We start from the raw sequence: 25,996 nt of genomic DNA on the forward strand, positions 1-25,996 counted from the left end.
GAACAGGCACTCTCCTGATATTCTTGCTTACGCTAGCAGCAGATTCATACGGTATCGGGAGAGTGCTGCCCAAAAGGAGAGAGAGAGATGAACCAAGAACAGAGAGTGATGGAATGGATCGAGAATCATCAAGATGAAATTATTCATTTTTTACAGCAGCTCATTCAAATTCCGAGCGTCAACCCTTGGTTCTTTGAGGAACCGGCCCCATCCAAAGAGAAGGACCTTCAACACTTTCTTGCCGGTAAGCTAGAGGGATTGGGCGCGAACATCGAGATGTGGGAGCCCGTCGCTGATGAACTGAAGCAATATGAGGGCATGGCGGGCTATTATCCGGGAAGAGATTTTACGGGCAGACCCAATCTGGCGGCTACGTTCGGCAAAGGAACGGAAGGCAAGTCCCTGCTCTTGTTCGGTCATATTGACGTCGTCATGGCAGGCTCGAAGTGGACGGTCGATCCGTTCGAGGGCAAAGTGATCGACGGGAAGATGTACGGCCGCGGCACCGTGGATATGAAGGGCGGAGTCGCAGCCATGATTATGGCGGTTGAAGCGATTCTGCGCAGCGGGTTTAAGCTCAAAGGGCCGGTTGTTGTCGGCACGGTTGTCGATGAAGAAGCGGGAGGCATGGGGGCGCTTGATTTCATCCACCATGGCTATCGAGCGGATGCTTGTATTCTAACAGAACCGACCTCGCTAACGATCGCCCCGCTTTGCCGGGGAATTCTATGGGGCAAAATCAAGATTCAAGGCCGCAGCGGTCATATTGAGATGCCACAGGCGGATTGGCAGGACGGTGGCGCGGTTGATGCGATTAAGAAAGCAAGATATATTCTGGAGCATCTGGACCGCTTGAATGAGCAATGGGCTGTGAACAAGACTCATCCCTACTTGGCGATCCCTTGCCAGGTGCATGTCGCGCAATTAAATGCGGGGGAATACCCGACCTCCTTCGCGAATGAGGCGGAAATCGTGTTTAACGCGCAATACTTGCCTTCGGAGCGGGACGAGAAGCTTGTCGGCGGCAACGTAAAGAAGGAATTGACGGATTTCTTGCGTGAAGTAGCGGAATCGGACCCTTGGCTGCGCGAGCATATGCCGGAGATCGAATGGCTGGTGGATGCCGATTGTGCGGAGACGGATGTATCGCATCCCTTTGTTCAGACTTGTGTACAATCCTTGAAAGCGATTGGAGAGGAAGGGAAGATCGAAGGACTGGGCTTCCATACCGATATGGGCTGGCCGGTGAATGTCGGCATTCCGACCGTTAACTTTGGACCTGGCGACCCAAGCCTTGCCCATCACAGCGATGAATTTACACCCCTCGATGAAGTCATTCAAGCGGTCAAGATGATTGCCAAAATGATTGTAGACTGGTGTGAAATCGAAGAAGCGTAAAAGTGAGGAAGCGTAAAGCAGGATCAAGACGGCCTGTACGGCCTTGCATATATAAAACGGAGGTGCTTGAACTTATGAAAATTTTATTTATTGGCGAATCCTGGGTTGTGCATATGATTCATACGAAAGGTTATGACAGCTTCACCTCGACCAAGTACGAGGAGGGGGCAACCTACTTGCTGTCCTGTTTGCGTCAGGAGGGAGTTGACGTCACTTATATGCCTGCGCATGAAGTACAGGTGCGCTTTCCTCAATCGCTGGAAGAGCTCAAAGTCTATGATGCGATTGTGATTAGCGACGTAGGGGCCAACACATTCCTGCTCCAAAATCCAACCTTCTATCACATGCAAATCATCCCGAACGCCCTTGAGCTTGTGAAGCAATATGTCGCTGAAGGAGGAGGGCTGCTGATGGTTGGCGGTTACCTGACCTTCATGGGGATTGAAGGAAAAGCCAATTACCGAAATACGATATTGGCCGATGTGCTGCCGGTTGTCATGATGGATAAGGATGACCGGGTAGAAATGCCAAGCGGCTTCTCGCCACTCGTATCGCAGCCGCATCCCTTGGTGAACGATCTGGGAGAATGGCCTAGGCTGCTAGGTTATAATAAGCTATCGGCCAAGCCGGGGGCAGAGGAGCTGCTAAGCCATGATGGCGATGCTATTCTGACGGTTGGAACCTACGGAGCGGGCAAGACGGCGGCCTTTGCAAGCGATTGTTCGCCGCACTGGGGATCGTTGGAGTTTATGAACTGGGAGCACTATTCGGCCTTCTGGTCCAAGCTTATCAAGCATCTGAACTAATGGAGCTTTAACTGTTGTTATTCGCGAACACAGGCGCCTGCTGGCTCAAAGCTAGCAGGCGCTATTTACATGCATACCGTTTTGATCAAGTACGGTGGCACTAAAAATAAGTTGACAATATACTATAGGGGGCTATATTATACAAATGTTCACAAGTGAAATTTCTGGACTATACTGAGCGATTATCGATTCTATTTTGTGAGGGAGGCGAATGATTTGAACATGGATACAGATATGTTTGAACATGAAGGCGAAAATGATTCGAGTTGCTGTTCGATTAATGGATCAGTAAGAAAAAGCCATCATTCGGATAAAGTGAAAAACAGTTTAGTAAGCCGTTTGAATCGGATCGAGGGGCAAGTACGCGGCGTTAAAGGACTAATTGAAAGAGATACGTATTGTGATGACGTACTGAACCAAATCTCTTCGATTCAATCGGCTTTGAATGGGGTCGGAAAGCTCTTGCTGGAGCATCATCTCAAAAGCTGTGTCATCGAGCGGATCCAGGAAGGGGACTCCGAAGTGTTAACAGAACTTATGATAACCATGAACAAATTAATAAAATAATATCGGGCAGCTGAGCTGCTTTTTCTTTGACCTTTATCATAGGGTAGAGGGGTATTGTGAAGATTCGTTATGTTTAAACGGAGGGGAGGAAGAATGGTGGGGGAAAAAGTGAAAATCGCCATAAGCCCAGTGATTCAACTTGGCGGCAGCTTGTTCACGCCAAACCAACTTGTACAAATCGGCAATATCATAGGAACAGAGGCTAAAGTGGAAATGACTCCCTTCAAACAGCTCTATGCAGAAGTGCCTAGCGAACACAGGGAAGCCATTCAGGAAGAACTTGAGCGTAATGGTCTTGAAGTGAATCCTGCAGGATTTGTAACCAAAAGTCTAATTGCCTGCAACTTCTGTAGAGGCGCCGAAGAAGCGGGGCTTGAGACGGCAATTATCTTGAATAAAGCAATAGCTGGCATCGAAACGCCTACACCGCTCAAAATCGGCTATGCCGGCTGCGGGTTAGGTACTAGCGAACCGCTGATTAAGGACATCGGTGTTGTCAAAATGCGTGATAAGTTTGATATTTATGTTGGCGGTGAGCCAAAGGGGCTTAAAACCTCCTTCGCCAAGCTGCTTTGTTCAGGAGTTACAGAAGACCAGCTTATTCCCGCTGTTACGGCCATCATTGATTTTTATAAGGAGTATGCAAAAGGTAAGGAAAAGTTCAGTAAATTCGTGAATCGGATTTCGCTTGAGCAGTTGCAGAGATCGCAGATTAAGGAATCCACTGAAAGGAAGTGAAAGCTATGACAGAGCCAACCGTTCAAGTACAAGGCATGACTTGCCGTTCTTGTGTTGCTAGAATTGAAAGTTCGATTAATGAAATCAGAGCTGAAGGCCATGTCAATTTTGAGCAGGGCACGATAGAAGTTCGGTTCGATGCAGATAAGGTTCAGATTTTCGAAATTGAGGAAGCCATTCGGAAAAAGGGCTATAACGTTCAGGTGTGAGTGCTGAACGCTATTATATAGAAAAATTTATATGGATTTCATTGGTTTTGTGCGAATCTAACTGAATTCAGTGGTTTAAAGAGCAAGCTCGGTCGAAGCTCGACCAGGTTTCAGAGTGTCGATAAAGTTATATGGATTTTCGACACTTTATTTTTATGTAATAGGACTCCGCTTGCAAAGGTAAATCGATTAGAACTGCTCTGGGAACTAAGCGCTGAGAATTAATCTTTAATAGAGAAGCTCTGTTAACGAAGCTCTGATCACGAAACGTATACCAAACTTTTATTTCGCTCATTTGATAAAGAAATAGGCTTCTCACCAGACTTAAGGCGTTGAAACCGACTTAGAGTGCCCCCGAGAGTCCATCAAGGGGATTAAGGCGTTGAAACCGATTAAAAAAGATACAACCAACCTTATAAAGACAGTACCATCTCAATCGGCGCCAGTGACAGCTGCCTTCGCCTAAATCCACCTCCAGGTTATGTCAGGACACTGCAGGTATTCTCCTGTTATGGAGTGTTGGGACTTTCTCAATAGGCTTAAACCCGGTCGAAGCTCGACCGATGCTCGACCGGGTTTGTTCATTTGCTGTCCTTCCGGCATGTTCGCCGAATGCTGCGGCGGCAAATGGAACAAAAAATATATTGACTTAATATAGGGTAGTGGGGTATTCTATGAATAAGAAAGGCGTTAATAATCATAATACAACGCAATAACGGGTCTCAAGATTGCGAGTTCACCAACACTGGGAATGCTACAAAGTATAAACATTTTAGAGAAAAGGGGTTGAGAGAAAATGAAAAACATGACACTTCAAGTTGTAGGCATGAGCTGTCAGCATTGTGTTAATTCCATAGAAGGTGCGCTTAAAGAATTGGGGGCTGAAGGAAAGGTTGATCTTAAGAACAACACGGTGGATGTGTCGTTCGATGAAGATCAACTAACAATCGAGCTTATTAAGGAAACGATAGGAGATCAGGGATACGACGTGATGTAAGGTCAGTGGACAACAAGGGAGTGAATCATTGTGGAATCAACAGCCGCTCAGAATAAGCAATCAACGTTGCAAATTACGGGTATGACTTGCGCCGCTTGCGCAAACCGAATTGAGAAAGGCCTTCATAAAATGGAGGGGGTCTCCTCGGCTAACGTAAACTTTGCTTTGGAAAAAGCGAATGTAACGTTCGATCCGGCAAAGGTAGATCGGAAGAATTTAGAGGAAACCATTAAAAAACTTGGATACGGCACCGTTACGGACGTTGCACAATTTAACCTGGAAGGCATGACGTGCGCTGCTTGTGCTAACAAAATCGAAAAGGGACTAAGCAAGTTGCCGGGCGTTACCAATGCGACGGTAAACTTCGCGATGGAAACGGCTCGCGTGGAGTATTCATCGGGCGATGTCTCAATCGAGGATATGCAAAACAAGGTTAGAAAGCTTGGCTATAAAGCGATGATCAAGCAGGAGAATCAAAACGCAGGTGACCATCGCCTGGATGAAATACGTCGGCAGAAACGGAAGTTGCTTATTTCGGCGATTTTCTCCCTTCCGCTGTTATGGACGATGGTGGCTCACTTTTCGTTCACCTCCTGGATGTACGTGCCGGATTTCCTGATGAATCCGTGGGTTCAACTCGTTTTGGCCACTCCGGTGCAATTTTATATTGGTGCACAGTTTTATGTAGGCGCCTATAAGGCGCTGCGCAATCGCAGTGCGAATATGGACGTTCTGATTGCTCTTGGAACCTCGGCTGCTTATTTCTATAGCCTGTATTTGAGCCTCGATTGGTATTTGATGGGCGACAGCATGCATCATGGGCCTTCCTTGTACTACGAGACAAGTGCAGTTCTGATTACGTTGGTCATTATGGGGAAACTTTTCGAAGCAAATGCGAAAGGCCGAACCTCCGAAGCGATTAAGTCCTTGATGGGGCTGCAAGCGAAAACAGCTTTGGTCATTCGCGATGGCAACGAGCTGACGATTCCGGTGGATGAAGTTATCGCAGGCGATGTCGTTCTTGTTCGTCCAGGGGATAAGCTGCCGGTGGATGGGGTAGTGCTGGAAGGCATATCGTCGGTAGACGAATCTATGCTGACGGGCGAAAGTCTTCCTGTAGAGAAGAAAGTCGGAGATGCGGTCATTGGGGCCACCATCAATAAAAACGGTGTTCTTCGAATTAAAGCTACGAAAGTCGGCAAGGAAACGGCGCTGGCGCAAATTATTAAAGTAGTGGAAGAAGCGCAAGGCTCCAAGGCGCCCATCCAACGGGTGGCGGATGTCATCTCAGGTGTATTTGTTCCCATTGTGGTTGGCATCGCAGTCGCTGCTTTTCTGGTATGGTATTTCCTCGTCACACCTGGAGATTTCGGAGGAGCTTTGGAGAAAGCAATTGCCATTCTCGTCATTGCCTGCCCATGTGCGCTTGGATTGGCTACCCCGACATCGATCATGGCGGGATCGGGACGCGCGGCGGAGCTCGGTATTTTGTTCAAGGGCGGAGAACATCTGGAGCAGACCCATAAGATCGATGCGATCATTCTCGACAAAACCGGAACGGTCACAAAAGGCAAGCCGGAATTAACAGATGTATCAGCTGAGGGCAACGAGTCGGATTTCCTCAGACTGGTCGGCGCGGCTGAAAAAAATTCGGAGCATCCGCTTGCAGAAGCAATCGTTGCTGGCATTCAGGCAAGAAATATCGACCTGCCGAGAACAGAATCGTTCGAAGCTATTCCGGGATTCGGCATTAAGGCCGTTGTAGAAGGGAAACAACTACTGGTTGGTACACGTCGCTTGATGGAAAAGTACGACGTTAACGCGAAGGCAGCTTACGAACCGATGTCTCGTTTGGAGGAGGCAGGCAAGACCGCTATGCTGGTTGCGATTGATAATCGGTATGCAGGTATGGTAGCTGTGGCGGATACGATAAAGGAAACGTCAAAAGCCGCCGTCAGTCGTCTGAAGGAGATGGGGATTGAGGTCATTATGATCACAGGCGACAATGAACGGACAGCCAAGGCAATTGCCGCTCAAGTGGGTATTGATCATGTACGCGCCGAGGTTCTACCTGAAGGCAAAGCGGAAGAAGTGAAAAAACTGCAAGCTCAGGGCAAAAAAGTGGCGATGGTCGGAGACGGTATCAACGATGCGCCCGCTCTTGCGACGGCAGATGTTGGTATGGCCATCGGTACAGGGACTGATGTAGCTATGGAAGCGGCGGATGTTACCTTAATGCGCGGCGACCTGTCCAGCATACCTGAAGCGATTTACATGAGCCGTAAAACGATGCGAAATATTAAGCAAAACCTGTTTTGGGCGCTTGGTTATAACACACTAGGGATTCCGATTGCTGCGATTGGTTTGTTAGCCCCGTGGGTTGCCGGTGCAGCAATGGCATTAAGCTCGGTTTCCGTTGTTCTTAACGCGCTTCGTCTGCAGCGTGTAAAGATTCGAAGCTGATCGGCGATAAGGTGTTCGTCGGCTTCGCGGAGAATCTCAGTGAAACAAGCGGATTGTGGAATGAAGCGTAAGCTTACTTTCCGTATAGATGTCGTTTATCGAAAAAGCAGCTCACGCTTAAGTTGAGCTGCTTTTTCGGTTCAAGTAAATGTGCCAATTAACGGGCTTGCTGAGGCCCGGAAAAATATGAAAAAAAGTCATCTAAAGGGGACAAACGGGGCATTGTAAATATTATGCTCTTCTACAACCCAATGTTAGGAGCCTCCCTTTACATAGGGGGTGGGCGGTGTTAATCTAGATAATAGGGAGTTGATTCATAATGAATAAAACGACACATGAGGCTACCTCAATCGACCATACATCTTCTACAGAGCGGAAAAGTCATCATTCCGAAAAAACAAAGCTTAGCTTGATTCATCGACTGAATCGTATCGAAGGGCAAGTGCGTGGGGTTAAGGGACTGATCGAAAAAGACACGTACTGTGATGATGTGCTGCATCAAATCGCTTCCATACAATCCGCTCTTAATGGATTAGGCAAACAGCTGTTGGAGCATCATTTAAAAAGTTGTGTCATTGAACGGATTCAAGAAGGCGATCGTGAAGTTTTGGATGAACTGATGACTACCGTCAATAAGTTAATTAAATAACAGAAAGGGGGAGGGATCGCATCGATTCTCCACCTTTTTTGTTTTTAAGCAGCTATTTTCATACATAGGGTTCATGATCAAGCAGGCCGTTAATTATTTTGTACAGCTGGCGATCGATCGATTGCAGAAAGCATTAAGCTGATCGCTATGCCTGCGGCACCTACCCAAGTGATATAGGACAATGAACTGTGCTGTATAACTAAACCGCCAAGACCGGCACCTGTGGCCATGCCAAGCTGTGACACGGAAGTAAATAAGCTAAGAATAATGCTTGTTGCACCAGGGTTAAGTGTAATCAGCTTGTATTGTAATGGCGGGCCAGATGACCAAGCAGCAAGCCCCCAAAGCATAAACAGAATAAAGAAAGCCACAACAAACTGTCCAAGCGCAATTAGCAATAGGAGAGACGCTAGATGCAAAGACATACCAATGACAAGTGTTCGTGATACCCCCCAATGATCTGTGCCTAGCCCTCCTAGCTTGGAACCCATTAAGCTTGCGATGCCGAACACAAATAGGCTGGTGCTTATCCATTGCTCATGGATGCCGACGACGGATAGCATAAACGGAGAAATATAGCTGTACATAATGGAGTATGTGCCCATCCACAAGAAAGCTGCTAGTAAGGTTAACGTAGTCTGTCGTTCTTTTAAAACCATAAATTGCTTACGCAATGGAACGAACTCTTCGGCTTTCATTCTGGGAATAACAAGAGTTATCAAAATGAGGAACAGCAGTCCCAGAATGCTTAGGCCAATAAAGATTAGCCTCCAGTCATAAGTAGAGGCTATGCTTCTGCCTAATGGCACACCTAGAACCAAAGCAGTGCTAAAGCCAATAATAATCGTGGCAATGGCGCTTCCTTGTTTGGACGGCGAAGCTAGCCTTGTAGCAATCGTTAATAGGGTAACTTCTATCACACCGGCGCTAAGACCGGATATTATTCTTGAAACCAGCAATAGTTCAAATGCAGAAAAGAACGCAATAAGTCCATTGAATATGGAAAAAACGATTAATGAATAGACAAGAAGCTTTTTCCGATCCATGCGTGAAGTCAGAGCGATTAGCAAGGGTGTACCTATTCCGAATGATACAGAGAAAACAGTTATGAGCTGGCCGGCTGAAGCTACAGATATGTGATGGGTTGCCGATATTTTATCCAGAATCCCCGCAATAATATATTCGGAGGTTCCGGCCAGAAAACTGATAAATGCTAGTAAGTAGATGGTCCATGAGCGGTACAAAGGGGTTCACTTCCTTAAGAGATGTGTTATTTCTTCATTAATATGCTGAAGATAGGTTGAGTTTAGGGTATATAGTAACTATATAGTCAAGAGGGCAGGAGAAATAATGAACGAGAACCCTAACAATTACCTGACTACAGGTGAATTCGCAAGGCTGTGCAAGGTAAATAAACAAACATTGATTTACTATGATCAGATAGGTCTGTTGTCTCCGATCCACAAGGACGCAAAGGGATACAGGTATTATTCCATTCGGCAGTTGGAATTCTTTAATGTGATCAGCTTGTTGAAGGAGCTGGGAATGACATTGAATGATATTCAGCGATATACGTTGAATAAATCTCCGGAGAGCTTTTTATCCCTGTTGTATGAGCAAAAAGCAGAGCTTAAGGAAAAAAGAGAACAAATCGAAATGAACGAAAGAATCATTCATGCAAAAATTAAAACGTTGGAGTATGTCTGCCGAACTGACTTAGATCAAATTATGGTCCAGAGCTGCCCTGAAACAACCTTGTACTTAAGCAAAGATATTAAAGATGTTTCTTCAGATGAACGGGTGACGCGCATTTCTGACTTCTATAATGAATTGCAGCAAGCGCAACTCGATACAGGCTATCCACTAGGCTCTATAACCAGACGTGAGCAAATTCTGAGTGGCGAATTCACCAATTATAGCTACTTGTATATGGAGCAGCCGAATTCGAAAGAGGATGTCCCTTACCTTCGAACAGCCCAGGGGAATTTTCTCACTGGTTTTCATAACGGGGGAGCAGCTACCATTCATGAAACCTATATTCGTTTGTTGGATCAAATGACTGAATTAAAGTTTACCTTGGGGGAGTATGTGTTCGAGGAATGTATTTACGATAACGTAGTGATTAAGCAAGAAGAGAATTATATAACTAAAATTATGATTCAAGTGTTTTAGTCTAGGCTCTTATCCCGGGGGAAATTCACGTTTCTACTTAATGATAAGGTCTAGCTGTTGTATAAGAGCGGCTATGGCCAGTATAAAGAAGAGTTTGTTGACAAAGCTACTTCCATTATGGATAATCAATATATGCTTATTTGCGCATATAAGCATTCAAAAGGTGTTAATTGTTACTTCATGGAGTGTTTCGTTCAAGCGACACGGAAAAATCACGTGAATTGAGGGACAGAGAAAAATGGAACGACAAAAATCATGTAATCTAGTACAAGAGTTACCTGTAGTGATAATAGGGGCAGGGCCTATCGGATTAGCAGCAGCAGCACAATTAGCACTGAGAAAAGTGCCTTTTGTAGTATTAGAGGCAGGTGCCGGTGTAGCAGCAAATATTCGGAACTGGCAGCATGTACGCCTATTTACCACTTGGGGCAATAATATCGATGCAGATGCGAAGCAATTGTTAGAGCGTCAAGGTTGGGAGTTGCCGCCAGTAACCGAATTACCAACTGGCGCAGATTTAATTTCAAAATATTTAGAGCCTTTATCTGAAGTGCCTGAAATAAAATCCTCCATTCGATACAACGCGAAAGTCATTTCAATTGCGAAAAAAAATCAAGACAAAATGAAATCGGCCAACCGTGAACAAGTACCATTTGTTATTTATATACACGGGGAAGAAAATAACTCCCGACTTGAAGCAAGAGCAGTTATCGATGCAACGGGCACATGGTCAAACCCGAACCCTATTCATACGGAGGGGGTTTGGTTACAAGACGAGCAATTACTTCAAGATGAAATTATTTACGGAGTTCCAAATTTCGAAAAAGATTCCATTGTCTTTAAAGGCAAGCACGTAGCTGTTGTAGGCAGTGGACATTCAGCATTAAATACGTTATACGAGTTGGCACAAATTAAAAAAACAGATGCTGCTACTTCGATTACTTGGATTTTGCGTAAAGACGTGGCATTAACCTATGGTCTTCAAGAAAAAGATAGCATTGAGGCACGTGGAAGCTTAGGGGTTAATATTCGTAAATTAGCAGAAGCGGGTGTTATACAAATCAAGACCCCGTTCTATATTCATGAAACCTTCGAACGAGATGAAAAAGTAGTGATTCGTGGTGAGCTTCTTGGTCGTGAGGAAGAGCTAGTAGTCGATAAAATTATTGCGAATACGGGGAATCGTCCAAACTTTGAATTTTTAAAAGAACTTCGATTACATAATGATCCAATCACAGAAAGTAACCATCATATTGCTTCTCTGATTGATCCAAACAAACATAGCTGTGGATCTGTACCTCTTCATGGTGAGCAACAATTAAGACATCCAGAAAAAGATTTTTATATTGTTGGTATGAAAAGCTATGGTCGTGCGCCAACATTTTTATTGGCAACAGGGTATGAACAAGTACGTTCCATTTCGGCCTACTTATCTGGTGGGATAGAGGAATCAAAACGTACGAATCAGGAGTGTAAGCCAACAACTTGTGGTTAAGAGATAGACTGTTAGTGACAAACTAGCAGTCTTTTTTTTCTTATAAAAGGAAGTAATGCCTTATTCAACGTAAGTATACGTTTCCGTTCAATATAGGAGAGGGGAATTCATTTTGAACGCAAAAAAAATATTGTGGTCCATGGCATTTGCACAATTTTTAGTCATGCAAGTATGGTTTAATTTTTCTGCAATTATGCCAGTTATCGAGATGGAATGGGGATTAACTGCTTCACAATCTGGATTCATTATTGCATCTTTTCAAGTCGGATACGTCGTAGCGATCATTATTTATAGTGTTTTAATCGAAAAGTATAATCCAAAATCTTTTTTTGTCTATGGAGCATTTGTAGCTGGTATATCGGGTATTGCTTTTGCCTTTTTTGCTCAAGGTTTCTGGATAAGCTTGCTGTTAAGATTTCTTTCTGGAATAGGAGTTGCAGGGATTTATGTTCCTGGAGTGAGATTGCTGACAGGATTATTTCCGCCAAAGGAAAGAGGCAAAGTGATTGGAATTTATGTGGGTTCATTGGTTGTCGGTTCTGGATTTTCTTTATTCGTATCAAGCCTATTACTCGAAGAACTGGGCTGGCAAGGGGTCATCTTACTCACCTCTTTTTTCAGCATAGTTGCGGCATGCTTGGTTAATCGCTTGAAAGTTCCATCTGTAGGGATCTCACCTATACCGATAAAGATTCAATGGCATGTATTGAAAAAAGTATTCAGGAAACAAAATCTTCTTGTTAATGGAGGATATGCCGGTCATTCGTGGGAACTTTATGCGATCTGGGCATGGATCGGTCCATTTTTTGTTTACTATTTCACAACAAAAGGCTTCAATCAAGCGGACGCTATCCAATATGGCAATATGGTAGGAGCAATTGTGATTATGATTGGGGGAATTGCTACTTATCTCGGAGGTAAACTATCAGATTCTATCGGTAGAATTAAAGCGGCCAATTTATTTCTGTTCATAAGTATTACTTGTTCCTTATCAATAGGTTGGGCAGTAAGTCTCCCCATCCTATTGATGCTTGTTTTCGTACTTATTTATGGGTTTGCGATCGTGGCAGATTCACCTATCTATAATGTAACGGTTATAGAAGTATCTGAGCCTGAAATTATTGGGCTTTCATTAGGGATTCAATCTGTTCTTGGGTTTGCGGTAACGATTTTTTCACCGCTTGTGTTTGGTATTGTATTACAATCATATGGTTGGGGAATGGCATTTTTCGTTATTGGAGCGGGAACATTAATCGCTCCCATTTGTATGCTCTTATTAAGTAAGCTGCAAAGCTCAGTAGATGTATCTAATTGACATTTGGTTTAGAATCCTATGTTGTAAACCTCCAGATGAAAGGGTATATTGAAAATAGTTATAGTTGTATGGGGGTAATATTAGATGGAGAATTACGAGGTAGATCCTAAGGAGCGATACGTAACGATTTTTAAAGCGTTATCTGATATGACAAGGCTTAAAATCATGTGGTTACTTTTATCCATGGATTCGAAAATATACGTGTCTGAAATAGTAGATGTATTGGGTGAAAACCAATATAATGTGTCCAAACACTTGAAAATATTAGAACAGGCAGGTTTAATCTTTAAAAAGAGAGAAGGAAGATGGAACTTTTATCACTATATAAATAACTATAATGAATTTGATGCTTTCATTCGCCAAACGGTATTGACCATCCCTCGGGAGCTCATGGCAGAAGAAGCATCTAGATGTGAAAAGCGATTGGATATGCGAGTGGATGACAAATGCGTTATTGGTTCTGAGAGTGGACAGTTCATTAGATAACACATCTAATGAGCTTTTTTTATTTCACCTTAATTCATGGCAATACAAAACACTAGTTGTGAGAATCATTTTCAATTATAATGAAGTCAGCCTCTATGGACAGGCAACTTTTTAGTATCAGGAAGTGATTGGTTTGAATTGGAATGAACATCTATTGCTGTGGAACGAAGCCACTGTCAAGCTGCTCGATATTAGATATCAGTCATTGGTACAAGGAGACGAACTACGGGGTTACAAGCTTCCATCCAACGCTTTTCTGTGGGTGACGTATGGACGCGGGCGAGTGATGCTGGACGGAGTTGGTTATGCCGTAGATGGCTTTCATTTGCTTCATGGCGGGAAAGGCATGAGTCTGGATATGAGCTCTTCAGGGGATCGCCTCGAATATGCTCTTATTATGTACAAGGCTCTGCTAGCTGTCCCTGGCAACCGATATTTGGATCGGCTGTTGAAACGAAGCAGTCCTTTCCACATTCAATATGGATTCACGCCTCATACTCCTCTTTCCCTTCATTCAAAATTCGAGATCATGGAACAAAGCTGGCGCAAGCTTACGCTGTTGGACAAGCTGTATGCCAAAGGTGTTTTTTATCAATTTGTCTATGAATTAGTTGGACAGATGGCTGGGCAGGAGCTTGGGGAGATACGAGTTGACCTTGTGTCCCGAGCTACACGCTACATAGAGACCAGCTATTCGGAAGCTATTACAGTTGAGGGTTTGGCGGAGCAGCTTGGGTGCAGCTCCAGCTATTTGTCACGTCTGTTCAAAAAGCAGTTAGGAACAACGCCTAATGAATACTTGATTCGAGTTCGCGTTGAACACGCCAGCAGGCTGTTGACAGAAACGAAGGCATCTCTGCAACAAATTTCGTTGAGTATAGGCTATTTGGACGTCTACTATTTCAGCCGCATGTTCAAAAAACAAACCGGCGTATCGCCACTGCGCTTTAGATCATGGGCAGCAGAGGTATCGGTTCAGAAAAGTCCATTTAATCGTTCAGGCCAAGCCATTGTCCCTCGCAAAGGTCACGGCTATAATGATAATGATTCTCATTATGAAAAAGAGGGAGATTTAACGATGTACAAAGATTTGAAGCTGTCAGTAGGCGCAGTGATGCTGCTCTGCATGACTTTGTTATTCAGTGGTTGCGGAGCTTCAACAGGTGCCAATGAACCATCCGTTACAGCCGGCTCTCCAGCAACTGTCACACAGGAGCAACAGCAGACCAAGAAGGTTAAGCATATGATGGGGGAAAGCGAAGTTCCGATCAACCCTCAGCGCATAGCTGTGAACGGGCTTGAAGATATTATGCTGGCGATTGATGCTCCGATGGTTCATGCTCAATCCATGAAGGGACAATACTTGTACGATACGCTGCAAGCCAAAAAAGTTCCGTCCGTCTACACGCCAGGCGGTTTAAATTATGAGTCCATTCTCGATTCTAAACCTGATTTGATTATCGCTAATCTTTTGCCTTCAGATACAGAATCGTATGAGCAATTAAGCAAGATTGCTCCAACGATCGTCTATGATCGCAGCGACTGGCAGACGTCCATAGCGGCTATCGGCAAGGCAATTGGCCTCGAAGATAAAGCACAGTCTGTCATTCAAGACTACGAGGAAAAGCTGGGCAAGGCTAAAGAGGCTATTGTGGCAAAGATAGGGGCAGATCGAACATTAGCTTTTATTCGACCAACGAAGCAAGATGTTCAACTATTTTTCCCGGCATTCTCCTATACTAGCATCGCTTACGAAGATTTAGGATTGATACTTGAACCGATGCTGGCCGGTTTGAAGAATAAAGAGGAAGAAGGAACTTGGGGGGTAGAAGCATCGCTTGAGAAACTGCCTGAGTTGACAGCGGACTATTTATTTGTCACGGTAGGCGGCTCGTTTGATTCTGAGGATGAAGCACAGGCTGCTTTACAGGAGTTGAATGTAGTGGAAGAGCTGAATGTATGGAAATCCATTCCTGCCGTTCAACAAGGAAATGTGTACAAGATGTCATCTAGACACTGGATGCTGAACGGACCTACAGCAGACAGTATGAAGATCGATGATGTGCTCGCTGCCTTTGATTTGCAATAGATCATAGTATTGAGGGGGAGGCGATCATGCTTCCCCTTTTTTAGTGCTGATCTACACCAACTATTTGCACAAGGAAGCGCAATAAGGCATCTAAGTTTAGTTCGTGATGGAGATGATATATAATTGAACAAAAAATGATGTAGAAAATTAACGTAACAGGAGTGACTACACATGCTTCAGCTTAATATAACCCGCATTAACCCGAACGTGACAGCGAGGCTCGCTTTCGAAGCGGACGAGTCTCACATTTGTGAACTCATGTTATCTGTTGCAAGTTGGCTGCGCAGTAAAGGCTCCGGACAATGGGGGAAATTACTTGACGGTCATGACGATCATGACCTCAATGGAGCGATAAAACGTGGTGAAGTGGTCTTGTTTATTGCTGATGATGTGCAAGATCTGGCAGGAGCTATCATTCTCCAGCAGCAACCCAGTGAATGGGATAGAAGGTTGTGGGGAATGGAGCTCAAAGACACAGCAGTTTATCTTCACCGTCTTACCGTTAATCGACGTTATGCAGGACAGGGGCTTGGCAAAGATATTATGGACTGGGTAGAGTCAGGCATGGGGTATGCCAATAAGGACCGAATTAGGTTGGACTGTTTTGCCAGCAGTGATAAGTTGAATGCGTTTTATACGGAGTGCGGGTATGCCTATCGCGGGGAGACAAACGGCTATAGCCTGTACGAAAAAATGCTCACATCCCGGAGCGAATAGAAACCATCATAAAGAGAGATCAGGAGTCTTGACTTGAAAATATTCGTTGGTGGTGCAACCGGGGTAATTGGCCGTTCCCTGCTTCCTAAGTTAGTGAAAGCAGGTTAAGAAGTGATAGGAATGACTCGCACCCCTGAGCAGGGGCAGGTTATTCAAGCGTTAGGAGCAAAGGCTGTCGCCCTTGCCGCGCAAAACAAAGCTTTAGAATAACTCTAATAAGGGTAGCTTTCTTAACTGTGGTTCATTAGATGGTAATCTAATGAGCCTTTTTATTTTTGAGCATTTTATTTCAAATTTCCCACGTCACTTTACTCGTATTTGACTGAAGATAGATAGATTGTAATATGGAGCGATTGAATGATAGATTGTCGCAGCCACAATCGCTTTAGAACATCATGAAAGGAAAAGGGTAATGAACGGAGTAAAGTTGCTTCAACAGTGGAAGAGAGTTGTCCGAAGAAGCGCATTGGTGCTTTTGGGACTGACCGTCATGCTTTCCGTCATGCCGGGGATGCAGGCTTATGCTAATTCAGGGTTTGCGGGAGGTGACGGTTCGGAAGAAACGCCATATTTAATTGCGGACGAGGAGCAATTCAACAGGGTGCGGGATGATCCGTGGGATCATTACAAGCTGATTGCAGATATTGATTTATCGGCTTACAGGGCATCCGATGGAGGCAGAGGGTGGGCTCCTATTGCGGCGTTTTACGGAATGCTTGACGGAGATGGGCATACCATTACGGGGTTGTCCATTCAGCGGGACGATACCGAAAATGTTGGCTTGTTTGGAACGATTTATTCTGCGAAGATTGCAAATCTCAACATTTTGCAGGCTAACGTTGAAGGAGCCTCTCGTACAGGTATTGTTGTCGGTACGGCCGCAAACGCTGTTTTGGACAACGTTTATGTATCAGGAAGTGTAACGGGTGAAGGCCATGTCGGCGGATTAGTGGGAGAACTGCAAACCACCTCGGCTCGGCAGGTTGGCTCTTCGGCGCATGTTCATGCCAGCAGCAATAACATTGGCGGATTATTCGGCTACGTTATCCTTATGGGTCAAGAAATCAACGGATGCTATGCAGAAGGAGACGTCGAATCGACGGGGGACAGTGTTGGAGGACTTGTCGGAATGATGTCAGGCGGAGTCATCAAACAATGCTATGCAACCGGAAATGTGAGCGGATCGGCCTCGGTAGGCGGTCTGATTGGATGGGGAGCTTCAAGCTATACGCCTCCAGCCACCATCCATGAAGTAGTGGTTGAGGACAGTTTCGCGCTCGGTTCGGTAAGCGGCGGGAACGTTGTTGGCGGGTTGATTGGATCCACGCGAGAAATCACGATAACCAATAGCTATGCGGCAGGAGCCGTACATTCTTCGGGTTTTAAAGGAGGCTTCGCCGGATACAGTCATGATTCTACGGTTGCAGGATCGTTCTGGAACGTAGACTCTTCTCGCACTTCTTACGGTTATGGCTGGAACTCGCATGATCCCGGAGTGATAGGCTTAACGACAGAAGATATGCTCAAGCAGTCCAAATATGCCGGCTGGAATTTCAGTGGAACTTGGGCGATGACTGAAGACAGCAGCTACCCTTATCTGCGCCACAAAGCACCGCTGTGGCTGACCAATTTGTCAGTCATCCCGGATGCGGGCACGACCGGCTCGCTCACACCTTCATTCAAGTCTGCTGCTCGCCAGTACCAGATAAGTGTAACGAATGAAGCCGCTTCTGCAACGATTGACGCGAGCGCGGCAGATTCGGGAGCAATTGTGACTACGGTCGGCGGCGAGGCGCTGTCTCCCGGAATTCAAACGGCGATCGTTACAGTAGCAGATTCATCAGGAATCAGAGCATCGCAAGTGTATCAAATCACTATTAACAAGCTGTCCTCGTCGAATATTTCATCTGATGCAACCTTAGCTGAGATTAAGGCAGATGGTGTAGCGATTCCGAATTTTGACAGTGGCACGATGTCTTATTCCATTACTGTTGGCTGCGATCTGGAGAATGTGAATATTACAGCAGTTACCACTGATTCCGGTGCCAGCTATACGGTGAGTGGGAATGATGATCTGCAGCCAGGCAGCAATACGGTAACCATAAGAGTTACAGCTTCCGACGGTACGATTAAAACATACACGCTGGAAATCATTCGCAGCAAGTTTGCCGGAGGTGAGGGAACGGCGGCATCTCCGTATCTGGTGGCAACTCCTGAACAGTTCAATGCGATCCGTGATTCAGATGCTTACCAGAAAGAGTTCCGTCTTGTAGCAGACATCGATTTGTCTGCTTACGCATCTGCAAATGGCGGTCAAGGCTGGGAGCCTATCTACCTAGAAGGGGTATTGTACGGAGACGGACATCGTATTACCGGGCTGACAATCAATCGGCCGAATGAGGATAACGTCGGACTGTTCAATTATATTTATCTTGGCAAAGTGTATGATCTGGAGATCGTTCAGGCATCGGTCAAAGGACGGGACAAGGTAGGCATATTGACTGGCTGGCATAGCAGCGCCACTTCCAAAAACGTGCATGTATCCGGTCAGGTAACGGGGCGGCATGATGTCGGCGGATTGACCGGCTATAACACAGGAAGCATTCAATCAAGTGCTTCCGTGGCCGACGTTGCAGGCAGCGGCAATGCAGCAGGAGGACTAGTCGGTCAGAATTTAAGCGGAGTAGTGAATCAGAGCTATGCGACAGGTACGGTTCGCAGCAATAGCCAAGCTGGCGGCTTAATTGGATACAATAACAACGGCACAGTCTCCAACAGCTTTGCTACTGGAGAGGTAACAGCGATCAGCACTGCCGGTTCCGCAGGCGGATTGATCGGGCAGAACAGAAGCGGGACACACACTAACAATTACGCAGTTGGAAAGGTTGTTGGCGGCACTGCAACGGGCGGCTTGATAGGCGCTCGGGGCACGAGCGGCTCTGCCGGAACGTTCAGCAACAATTATTGGAATACGACGACATCCGGGCGGAGCAACGGAACGGGATCAGGAGCGGCTACTGGTCTTACAGGTCGTACCAATGAAGAGATGAAGGCCAGAACCAGCTTTGCCGCCGCATGGAACTTCATCGATACATGGAACATCATCAACGGCACAACGACGCCTTACTTGCGCAGCGCGCCGCTGCCGATCTGGCTGACAGGCTTAACGGTCACTACGGGTACGGGTGATCCGGTTTCCGTTACGCCCGTTGCTGACAACCTGACTTCAGCTTATCAAGCAGTGGTGTCAGCTAATGTGAACAGTGTAACGGTATCGGGAACGACATTGGACTCTTCCAACGTCATCACAGTGAACGGCGGTTCGGCATTGGTTACAGGAGACAACACCATTACGGTGAAAGCAACAGCAGCCAATGGACTGGACAGTAGAACATACACATTGATTGTGAAACGTGCGGATGCTTCCGTTACAGGCTTAAACGGGTTAACGTTGTCAGCGGGAACGTTAAGTCCTGTCTTTGACCAAGCGACAACTGCCTACAATGTGAGCGTCCCATACGGAACCGCCGCCTTGAATGTGACTCCGACCGCTACTTATTCGGGTTCCACCATCAAGGTTAACGGAGCATCGGTGACTAGCGGTCAGCCAAGCGGCAACATTGCGCTCGCGGCAGGAGAGAATACAACTGTTAATGTAGCGGTAACTTCTCAGGACGGATCGAATACGAAGGTATACGCCATTACAGTGACGCGAGGGGCGGCAAGCGCAAATGCCAATCTGAGCGCGATGACTATCAGCGCAGGGACGCTGACACCGGGATTCTCGGCAGCAACTACTGCCTATACGGCAAGTGTCAACAATGGAACGGCTTCTATGACCGTAAGACCGACAGTGGCTGACTCATCGGCTACAGTAGAGGTTCAAGTCAATAATGGAACGCCAGTTGCCGTTAGCAGCGGACAGAATAGCCCGTCTCTGGGCTTGAATGTCGGCAGCAATACGATTGTCGTCACGGTGACGGCTCAGAATGGCTCGACCAAGGAGTATCGCATCACCGTAACGAGAGCGGCAAGCGCTGAGGCAGGACTGAGCGGCTTGTCACTGTCAGCAGGAACGTTATCCCCAAGTTTTAACAGCAACACCAACCAATACTCGTCGTCCGTAGACAACGGCGTCTCCAACATTACGGTTAAACCGGTTGCGATGCATACCGGCGCCACGATAACGGCGAGTGTCAATGACGGAACACCTGTATCCGTATCCAGTGACCAGTTCAGCAATGGGCTGCCATTGAATACCGGTGTCAACAAGATTGAATTGCTGGTAACGGCGCAGGATGGGACAACAACAAGAACCTATACGATTAACGTTACTCGAGCCAAAAGCTCAGAACGTGATCTAACGGCGTTCAGCTTCCAGGGACTGACACCGGCCGTGACCGGAACCATCGATGGAACGGACATCAGCCTGAATGTTCCGTACGGGACCAATCGTTCCGCTCTGATTGCAAGCTTTACTCACTCGGAGCAAGCGACAGTTACGGTAGGTGCAGCCGTACAAATAAGTGGAACAACGCCAAATAACTTCAATACACCGGTTATTTACACGGTTACTGCAGAAGACGGTTCCACGAAGGCCTATACGGTGACCGTTCATGTTGGTCCGAGCAGCGAGAAGGCTATTACCGCATACAGCCTTGCAGAGCAAACCGACGCTGCCGTCATTGATTCTGCTGCGCATACGGTATCCATTAACGTCGCAAGCGGTACGGATTTGAGGGGCCTGATTACAACATTCTCATTATCCGAAGACGCTTCGGCAAAGGTAGGGACTGCTAATCAGTCAAGCGGAGTTACAGCCAATGACTTTACGAATCCGGTTATTTATACGGTCACAGCTGCTGACGGCAGCGTACAAAGCTGGACCGTACATGTTCAAGTAGCGACTCCAGCGGCGCCAGTTGACCTGTCTCATAGCGGCGTGTCATCGACCGGTTGGCTTCAGACGTGGTCGACGGCAGCGGGAGCTACAGGATATAACATCTACGTGGATGGCACGAAAGTAAATGCATCGCTGATTGCCGGTACGAGCTATCAGTTGACAGGGCTTGCTTCCGGAACAGGCTACACGGTGAAGGTGACAGCAGTTAACGATTCAGGCGAAGGTGAAGCGTCCACTGCATACAGTGTGACGACAATTACAGAAGCGCCAACAAACCTGTCCCATAGCGAAGTCACCTCAACCGGTTGGCTGCAGAGCTGGGCCGCGGTAGAGGGAGCTGAAGGTTACAATATCTATGTGGATGGCATAAAGCTGAACACATCACCGACTACTGAAACGAGTTATGAGGTTAAGGATCGTACGCCCGGAACAACTTACAACTTGCAGGTGACAGCGGTCAACGATGCGGGCGAAAGCCTGACGTCAGACGCCTACCACGTGACGACGATACCGGCAGCTCCAACGGGTCTTGCCCACAGCGGCATGACATCAACCGGTTGGAAGCAGTCATGGTCTCACGTAACGGGAGCCACAGGTTATCATGTGTATGTGGATGGCAACAAAATGAACGTATCACTGATCACGGACAACGATTTCCAGGTAACAGGGCGACGTGCCAGCACCACTTATTCCGTAAAGGTGACAGCGGTTAATGGAGCGGGTGAAAGTGTGGTATCTGACGCGTACAGCGTGACGACAAGTGCCGCTTCTGCACCTGATTCGTCCACAGGTACGGATAACGATCCTATCCAGGTAAATACGACGGATGGAAAGTTGACACTATATCCAGGAGAAGCCGGCTCAACGAGACTTGGTGACGAAATCATCATCATCGTTCCTCAAGGCGCATGGACACAAAAGCTGGAGCTTACCGTGGAAAAAGTGCTTCATACGGCAAGTCTTATCCACCATAATGAGAAGCTTGCCAGTCCGGTTTTTGAAGTGACGAAAAACGTATCGGAGAACTTGAAGAAGCCGGTCACAGTCATTATCCAATTGAATCCGGAAGCCTTAAAGAGGGATCAAGCATTAGCCTTGCACTACTACGACGAGCAAAATAAACGTTGGGTAGAAATAGGCGGCAAGGTGGAAGGCGATACGCTTAAGGCAGAGGTCTATCATTTTGGAAAATTTGCTGTATTGGCCAAACATCAACAAGACGAGGAACCTTTAAGCTCATTCATAGACATTGCTGGTCATTGGGCAGAAGCAAGCATCAAGAAAGCGGTAATGAATAGAATGGTCAAAGGGTTCCCGGACGGAACATTTAAACCCAATGCTTTCGTTACACGGGCAGAATTCGCCGTCATGTTAATGAACGCACTTATGCCTCAAGGGGAAGGCGCTCCGCTAAGTTTCACCGATAAGGAACAGATCGGTGCATGGGCGCAAACCTCGGTCGCTCAAGCGGTACAAGCCGGTATTATAAGCGGTTATGCCGATGGTAGCTTCAGGCCGAATGCGCAAATCAATCGTGCCGAAATGGTATTGATGATTGCCCGTGCAATCGAAGGGGCTTACCCGAAGGTTGCAGAAACCGCCTTTGCTGATGATTCATCCATTCCAGATTGGGCAAAAGCTGCAATAGAAGCGATCCGGAAGTTGGGAATTATAAGCGGGCGTGAAGGCAATCGCTTCATGCCGAATGACAAGGCAACGAGGGCCGAATCGGTGACGGTCATTCTGAGACTATTGGAGAAGAAAGAGTAATACCTGTTATGTCAAAATGGCTGTCCGAGCGTGTAATCTCGTGACAGCCATTCTTTCACTACGATCAAGATAAAGGAGGGGCGAATATGACGAGACCTATATCCATTCATGCTGCGAGGCCTGGCGATATTCTTGCCAGTGAGGTTATTACTGCTTCTGGAAACGTCATTATGCCTTCGGGATTAACACTGACAGACGAGATATTGGAGAATCTGAGATTGTACGGTGTGTATACATTGATTATTCGGAAATAGCTGTCGGTGAGATGATGCCGTAAGGGTTGAATTTATAACCTAATCGCCCGGATGTAACAATGTACCGGGGAAGAGCTGGAGTTGGCTCTATTTTTTTGCGTAAATTAAAGATATGTGTTTTTACCGTATTTTTGGAGTAGTAGGAATCATCGTCCCATACTTGACGGTAAATCTGTTCAGGATGGAATACTTGATTGGGTTTTCTGGCTAGCATGATTAATAGTTGAAATTCTTTCGCCAATAACGAAACCGGTTGATGCTCCACCATCACCGTCATCCGCTCCAGATCAATACTTAGTCCAGGGAACTCCAGCTTAGTGTGATTAAGAGGAGTTGGATTCAGCAGGTTGCTCCACCTCAAATTCGATTTCACCCTTAATACGAGTTCCTCAGGATCGAATGGCTTGCTTATATAATCATCGCCGCCAGATTGGAGTGATCGTGCTTTGAGCTCTTGGTTGCGGGCGCCAGAAACAAACAGAATGGGACGAGGGTACTGTTTTCTAATCTGATCACAGAGCGTGATGCCGTCCATATCTGGCATCTGTATATCCATGATAATAAGGTCAGGCTCCTCGATCTCCAGCATTTTGAGAGCTTGAGAAGCACTGAGTGCATTTCGGATAATGAATCCTTCGTAGGAGAGGAAAGCTGTCATAAGCTGTTGGATATCCGGATCGTCATCAATGATGAATATGATGTTGGATTTCACAGTAGTTGCTCCTTCATTTAATAACTTATTGCGTTAATAGAATAGTAACATTTTATAGAGGGTTGTGGTACGCTTGAAATGTGGGTATAGGGCTAAAATCTGACTAAACAAGAGAGGACGTTACATGAAAAAGTACCTTGCGGAGCATACACGTTTGTTTCTTCTCTCCATCTTTCTATTTACCGCGGGAGTCGTTCTTGTTTGGAACTATTTTATGCCTTTGGAAAGACCATTCGTAATCGACGATAGTCCGAATCCCGTTATCCAATTAACTGATGAAATTGAGAAATATAGCGTAAACGTAAACATGCAAGTGCTCTCCGATCCTGGAGGAATATGGAACGATTCGCAAATTCAATTATCATCCATGGATGAACGGTTTGTTCCTGCATCGGGACGCTCGGCCTTCGGGCTGGATGGGAAAACATATTGGATTCGAACAACCATTATTAATCATTCCTCATTGGATCTATGGGTGCTGCGGCTATCTAATGCCATTGTCGATAAGATGGAACTATACGCTGATGAACAGAGTAGGGCAGCAGGCTTCGAAAATGGGAAGAGATTGGACGATCATTACTGGGCCTATGAACTGAGATTGCCCGTGGATCAGCCTGTGACTCTCTATATACGCGCGACAACAGAAGGTTCCATGATTCTCCCATTAGATTTAATAAGTACTCCCTCCTACCATAAGATCCTTCGGACAGAATATTTGTTGTTTGGCCTCTATTACGGTTTTGTATTGCTTATGGCAGCCTATGTATTCTCGATGTACATCTTTATGAGAGATAGCGCGTACATTTACTACTCGCTGTATATTATCTTCTTCGCGCTGTCACAGCTGTTTTGGAATGGTCTGCCCCAAGAATTGCTGGGGGAGCAAAGCGGTATCGTAGAGCTGCTTTTACGTATTTTCAATTCTTATGAGGATATCTTTCTCTTTTTCTTTATTCTTTGTCTATGGTTTGCGCTGTTCTTCTTGGATAAAGTGCTGCAGTTAAAGACTTACGCTCCAATTATCTGTTACGCAGCAAAAGCGTTGCATTGGGCCTCGCCACTTTTATTATTGGCGTTGATCTTTCATTGGCCGGGCTTCTCCACCATCGCCATTTGGTATGAGTTTATTGCCGTTCTAATTTTAATTGCAGCTGCTTTCGTCAGTGTATTTCGGGGGAATATTGCGGCTAGATATATTGTGCTTGGCATGATTGCGATTTTTGGACTCGCCGCCCCGGCCGTTATGTATACCTTTAACCTGGCCGACTACAACATATTAACCCATTACGGGTATCAACTGGGTTCTGTAGCGGAGTTCATTGTATTCACAGCTGCGCTTTCCTATCAAACAAAGCAAAAAGAGCGAGAAAGAATCCAGGCACAGCGGCAAATGATTAACAACCAGGAGAAACTGGTGCGGACATTGGAGCGCTGGAATGAAGAATTGGAACAGACGGTAAGTGAACGGACGGAGAAATTAGTTCAATCGAAAAGAAGACGCAATGAGCTTCTGCAAAATATTTCTCATGACGTAAGGTCACCGTTGACCGTTGTACAAGGCGGAATCAGGGCCATGATGTTAGGCATTCAAGTTCATCCTGGAGAGCAAAACAAACACTTGGAGAATTTATACGGAAAAGTTCTCTATATCAACAGATTTATTGATGATTTATTTGAGCTAAGCCTGGACGATGAAGAAGATGAAACTTCGTCCTATCAAACAACTGAAGATGTACACATCAGACAATGGATTGAAGCAGAATTTGTTTTTCTTGAAGAGTTTATTCGAATTGCAGGTCTGTCTTGCCAGTGGAGCATTCATGCAGCAAGCGATCCGATCATGACCATTAATCCGCATGACATGCGAAGAGTGCTGACCAATCTTGTTCATAACGCTTGCAAGTATTCGCTGGCCAATAAGCGGGTTACTCTGGGAGCGACGATTGAATCAGATGTAGTGATAATCCGTATTGAAGATGAAGGTCAAGGCATATCCGCAGAGCATCTCATCGGTATATTCCATCGTTCGAATCGGGGAGCGCAGTCCAATCTATCTGCTGGTAAAGGTCTCGGTCTCGCTATTTCCAAAGAAATCATCGTACAGCACGAGGGTACGATTACGGCAGAAAGCGAACGGGGCAAGGGCAGCAAATTTGAAGTTCGACTTCCAGTAAGCCGTCAGCAAGAGAGAGAGATAGTTAAAGACAATTGATCGCCAGCCGCTTCGCTTGATACCTCCTTTTACATTACAGCCTT

Annotated in this window: 19 protein-coding genes and 1 pseudogene; 18 read left to right on the plus strand and 2 right to left on the minus strand. The window is 46.0% G+C overall.

What is annotated here, in order from left to right; genetic code table 11:
- Window positions 1-87 precede the first annotated feature (87 nt).
- The 8 genes from DX130_RS00305 to DX130_RS00340 all read left to right on the plus strand — a co-directional run bounded on the left by DX130_RS00305 (window position 88) and on the right by DX130_RS00340 (window position 7,827).
- Window positions 88-1,398: an ArgE/DapE family deacylase gene (locus tag DX130_RS00305; protein ID WP_116041938.1), complete on the plus strand. Its 1,311-nt coding sequence runs from the start codon at window positions 88-90 to the stop codon at window positions 1,396-1,398.
- A gap of 74 nt (window positions 1,399-1,472) precedes the next feature.
- Complete coding sequence (locus tag DX130_RS00310) at window positions 1,473-2,204, plus strand: glutamine amidotransferase (RefSeq protein ID WP_165861091.1); 732 nt, start codon at window positions 1,473-1,475, stop codon at window positions 2,202-2,204.
- Window positions 2,205-2,438: 234 nt separating this feature from the next.
- The gene (locus DX130_RS00315; protein ID WP_116045598.1) at window positions 2,439-2,771 is read left to right on the plus strand and encodes a metal-sensitive transcriptional regulator; all 333 of its coding nucleotides are present in this window, start codon (window positions 2,439-2,441) and stop codon (window positions 2,769-2,771) included.
- 93 nt (window positions 2,772-2,864) lie between these two features.
- Window positions 2,865-3,509 carry an NAD(P)/FAD-dependent oxidoreductase gene (locus DX130_RS00320; protein WP_116041939.1) on the plus strand — a complete coding sequence of 215 codons (645 nt, stop codon included), beginning with the start codon at window positions 2,865-2,867 and terminating at the stop codon, window positions 3,507-3,509.
- A 5-nt stretch (window positions 3,510-3,514) separates the two neighbouring features.
- Window positions 3,515-3,718, plus strand: a complete 204-nt coding sequence (locus DX130_RS00325) for a heavy-metal-associated domain-containing protein (protein ID WP_116041941.1) — start codon at window positions 3,515-3,517, stop codon at window positions 3,716-3,718.
- 796 nt (window positions 3,719-4,514) lie between these two features.
- Entirely contained in the window at window positions 4,515-4,715 is a 201-nt protein-coding gene (locus tag DX130_RS00330; protein ID WP_116041943.1) for a copper ion binding protein, read from the plus strand.
- A 30-nt stretch (window positions 4,716-4,745) separates the two neighbouring features.
- The gene (locus tag DX130_RS00335) at window positions 4,746-7,178 is read left to right on the plus strand and encodes a heavy metal translocating P-type ATPase (RefSeq protein ID WP_276310877.1); all 2,433 of its coding nucleotides are present in this window, start codon (window positions 4,746-4,748) and stop codon (window positions 7,176-7,178) included.
- Window positions 7,179-7,497: 319 nt separating this feature from the next.
- Window positions 7,498-7,827 (plus strand): metal-sensitive transcriptional regulator, encoded by a 330-nt coding sequence (locus DX130_RS00340; RefSeq protein WP_116041946.1) that lies wholly within the window; start codon window positions 7,498-7,500, stop codon window positions 7,825-7,827.
- Between the two features lie 89 nt (window positions 7,828-7,916).
- On the opposite strand, the gene DX130_RS00345 is transcribed toward DX130_RS00340, so the two are convergent.
- Entirely contained in the window at window positions 7,917-9,071 is a 1,155-nt protein-coding gene (locus DX130_RS00345; RefSeq protein ID WP_116041948.1) for an MFS transporter, read from the minus strand.
- 106 nt (window positions 9,072-9,177) lie between these two features.
- On the opposite strand from DX130_RS00345, the gene DX130_RS00350 reads away from it, so the two are divergent.
- From DX130_RS00350 to DX130_RS26275, 9 genes and pseudogenes are all read left to right on the plus strand, one after another.
- A complete protein-coding gene (locus tag DX130_RS00350; protein ID WP_116041950.1) occupies window positions 9,178-9,999 on the plus strand; it encodes a MerR family transcriptional regulator in 822 nt (273 codons plus the stop codon).
- 238 nt (window positions 10,000-10,237) lie between these two features.
- Window positions 10,238-11,494 (plus strand): NAD(P)-binding domain-containing protein, encoded by a 1,257-nt coding sequence (locus tag DX130_RS00355; RefSeq protein WP_116041951.1) that lies wholly within the window; start codon window positions 10,238-10,240, stop codon window positions 11,492-11,494.
- Window positions 11,495-11,606: 112 nt separating this feature from the next.
- Window positions 11,607-12,809 carry an MFS transporter gene (locus DX130_RS00360; protein WP_116041953.1) on the plus strand — a complete coding sequence of 401 codons (1,203 nt, stop codon included), beginning with the start codon at window positions 11,607-11,609 and terminating at the stop codon, window positions 12,807-12,809.
- An 84-nt stretch (window positions 12,810-12,893) separates the two neighbouring features.
- On the plus strand, window positions 12,894-13,295 hold the full coding sequence (locus DX130_RS00365) for an ArsR/SmtB family transcription factor (protein ID WP_116041954.1): 402 nt from the start codon (window positions 12,894-12,896) through the stop codon (window positions 13,293-13,295).
- Between the two features lie 133 nt (window positions 13,296-13,428).
- Window positions 13,429-15,384 (plus strand): AraC family transcriptional regulator, encoded by a 1,956-nt coding sequence (locus DX130_RS00370; RefSeq protein ID WP_116041956.1) that lies wholly within the window; start codon window positions 13,429-13,431, stop codon window positions 15,382-15,384.
- A 171-nt stretch (window positions 15,385-15,555) separates the two neighbouring features.
- Complete coding sequence (locus DX130_RS00375) at window positions 15,556-16,101, plus strand: GNAT family N-acetyltransferase (RefSeq protein ID WP_116041957.1); 546 nt, start codon at window positions 15,556-15,558, stop codon at window positions 16,099-16,101.
- A gap of 33 nt (window positions 16,102-16,134) precedes the next feature.
- Window positions 16,135-16,206 (plus strand): annotated as a pseudogene (locus DX130_RS27515) (NmrA family NAD(P)-binding protein); the annotation flags it as partial.
- Window positions 16,207-16,513: 307 nt separating this feature from the next.
- Window positions 16,514-22,774 carry a cadherin-like beta sandwich domain-containing protein gene (locus DX130_RS00380; protein WP_116041959.1) on the plus strand — a complete coding sequence of 2,087 codons (6,261 nt, stop codon included), beginning with the start codon at window positions 16,514-16,516 and terminating at the stop codon, window positions 22,772-22,774.
- Window positions 22,775-22,860: 86 nt separating this feature from the next.
- Complete coding sequence (locus DX130_RS26275; RefSeq protein ID WP_165861092.1) at window positions 22,861-23,028, plus strand: hypothetical protein; 168 nt, start codon at window positions 22,861-22,863, stop codon at window positions 23,026-23,028.
- Here DX130_RS26275 and DX130_RS00385 read toward each other — a convergent pair.
- Window positions 23,015-23,740: a response regulator transcription factor gene (locus tag DX130_RS00385; protein WP_116041961.1), complete on the minus strand. Its 726-nt coding sequence runs from the start codon at window positions 23,738-23,740 to the stop codon at window positions 23,015-23,017. The two genes, DX130_RS26275 and DX130_RS00385, sit on opposite strands and share 14 nt — an antisense overlap.
- Before the next feature lie 124 nt (window positions 23,741-23,864).
- On the opposite strand from DX130_RS00385, the gene DX130_RS00390 reads away from it, so the two are divergent.
- The gene (locus DX130_RS00390; protein ID WP_116041962.1) at window positions 23,865-25,952 is read left to right on the plus strand and encodes a sensor histidine kinase; all 2,088 of its coding nucleotides are present in this window, start codon (window positions 23,865-23,867) and stop codon (window positions 25,950-25,952) included.
- Window positions 25,953-25,996: the final 44 nt, after the last annotated feature.

Origin of the sequence: Paenibacillus paeoniae, from assembly GCF_003388735.1 — a bacterium.
GTDB classification, from domain to species: domain Bacteria; phylum Bacillota; class Bacilli; order Paenibacillales; family Paenibacillaceae; genus Pristimantibacillus; species Pristimantibacillus paeoniae.

Excerpts from the sequence above, each read along its gene's own strand:
- DX130_RS00390 (WP_116041962.1), top strand. The coding sequence starts at position 23,865 with ATGAAAAAGTACCTTGCGGAGCATACACGTTTGTTTCTTCTCTCCATC.
- DX130_RS00365 (WP_116041954.1), top strand. The coding sequence starts at position 12,894 with ATGGAGAATTACGAGGTAGATCCTAAGGAGCGATACGTAACGATTTTT.
- DX130_RS00305 (WP_116041938.1), top strand. The coding sequence starts at position 88 with ATGAACCAAGAACAGAGAGTGATGGAATGGATCGAGAATCATCAAGAT.
- DX130_RS00315 (WP_116045598.1), top strand. The coding sequence starts at position 2,439 with ATGTTTGAACATGAAGGCGAAAATGATTCGAGTTGCTGTTCGATTAAT.
- DX130_RS26275 (WP_165861092.1), top strand. The coding sequence starts at position 22,861 with ATGACGAGACCTATATCCATTCATGCTGCGAGGCCTGGCGATATTCTT.
- DX130_RS00325 (WP_116041941.1), top strand. The coding sequence starts at position 3,515 with ATGACAGAGCCAACCGTTCAAGTACAAGGCATGACTTGCCGTTCTTGT.
- DX130_RS00350 (WP_116041950.1), top strand. The coding sequence starts at position 9,178 with ATGAACGAGAACCCTAACAATTACCTGACTACAGGTGAATTCGCAAGG.
- DX130_RS00380 (WP_116041959.1), top strand. The coding sequence starts at position 16,514 with ATGAACGGAGTAAAGTTGCTTCAACAGTGGAAGAGAGTTGTCCGAAGA.
- DX130_RS00330 (WP_116041943.1), top strand. The coding sequence starts at position 4,515 with ATGAAAAACATGACACTTCAAGTTGTAGGCATGAGCTGTCAGCATTGT.
- DX130_RS00375 (WP_116041957.1), top strand. The coding sequence starts at position 15,556 with ATGCTTCAGCTTAATATAACCCGCATTAACCCGAACGTGACAGCGAGG.
- DX130_RS00320 (WP_116041939.1), top strand. The coding sequence starts at position 2,865 with ATGGTGGGGGAAAAAGTGAAAATCGCCATAAGCCCAGTGATTCAACTT.
- DX130_RS00340 (WP_116041946.1), top strand. The coding sequence starts at position 7,498 with ATGAATAAAACGACACATGAGGCTACCTCAATCGACCATACATCTTCT.
- DX130_RS00310 (WP_165861091.1), top strand. The coding sequence starts at position 1,473 with ATGAAAATTTTATTTATTGGCGAATCCTGGGTTGTGCATATGATTCAT.
- DX130_RS00355 (WP_116041951.1), top strand. The coding sequence starts at position 10,238 with ATGGAACGACAAAAATCATGTAATCTAGTACAAGAGTTACCTGTAGTG.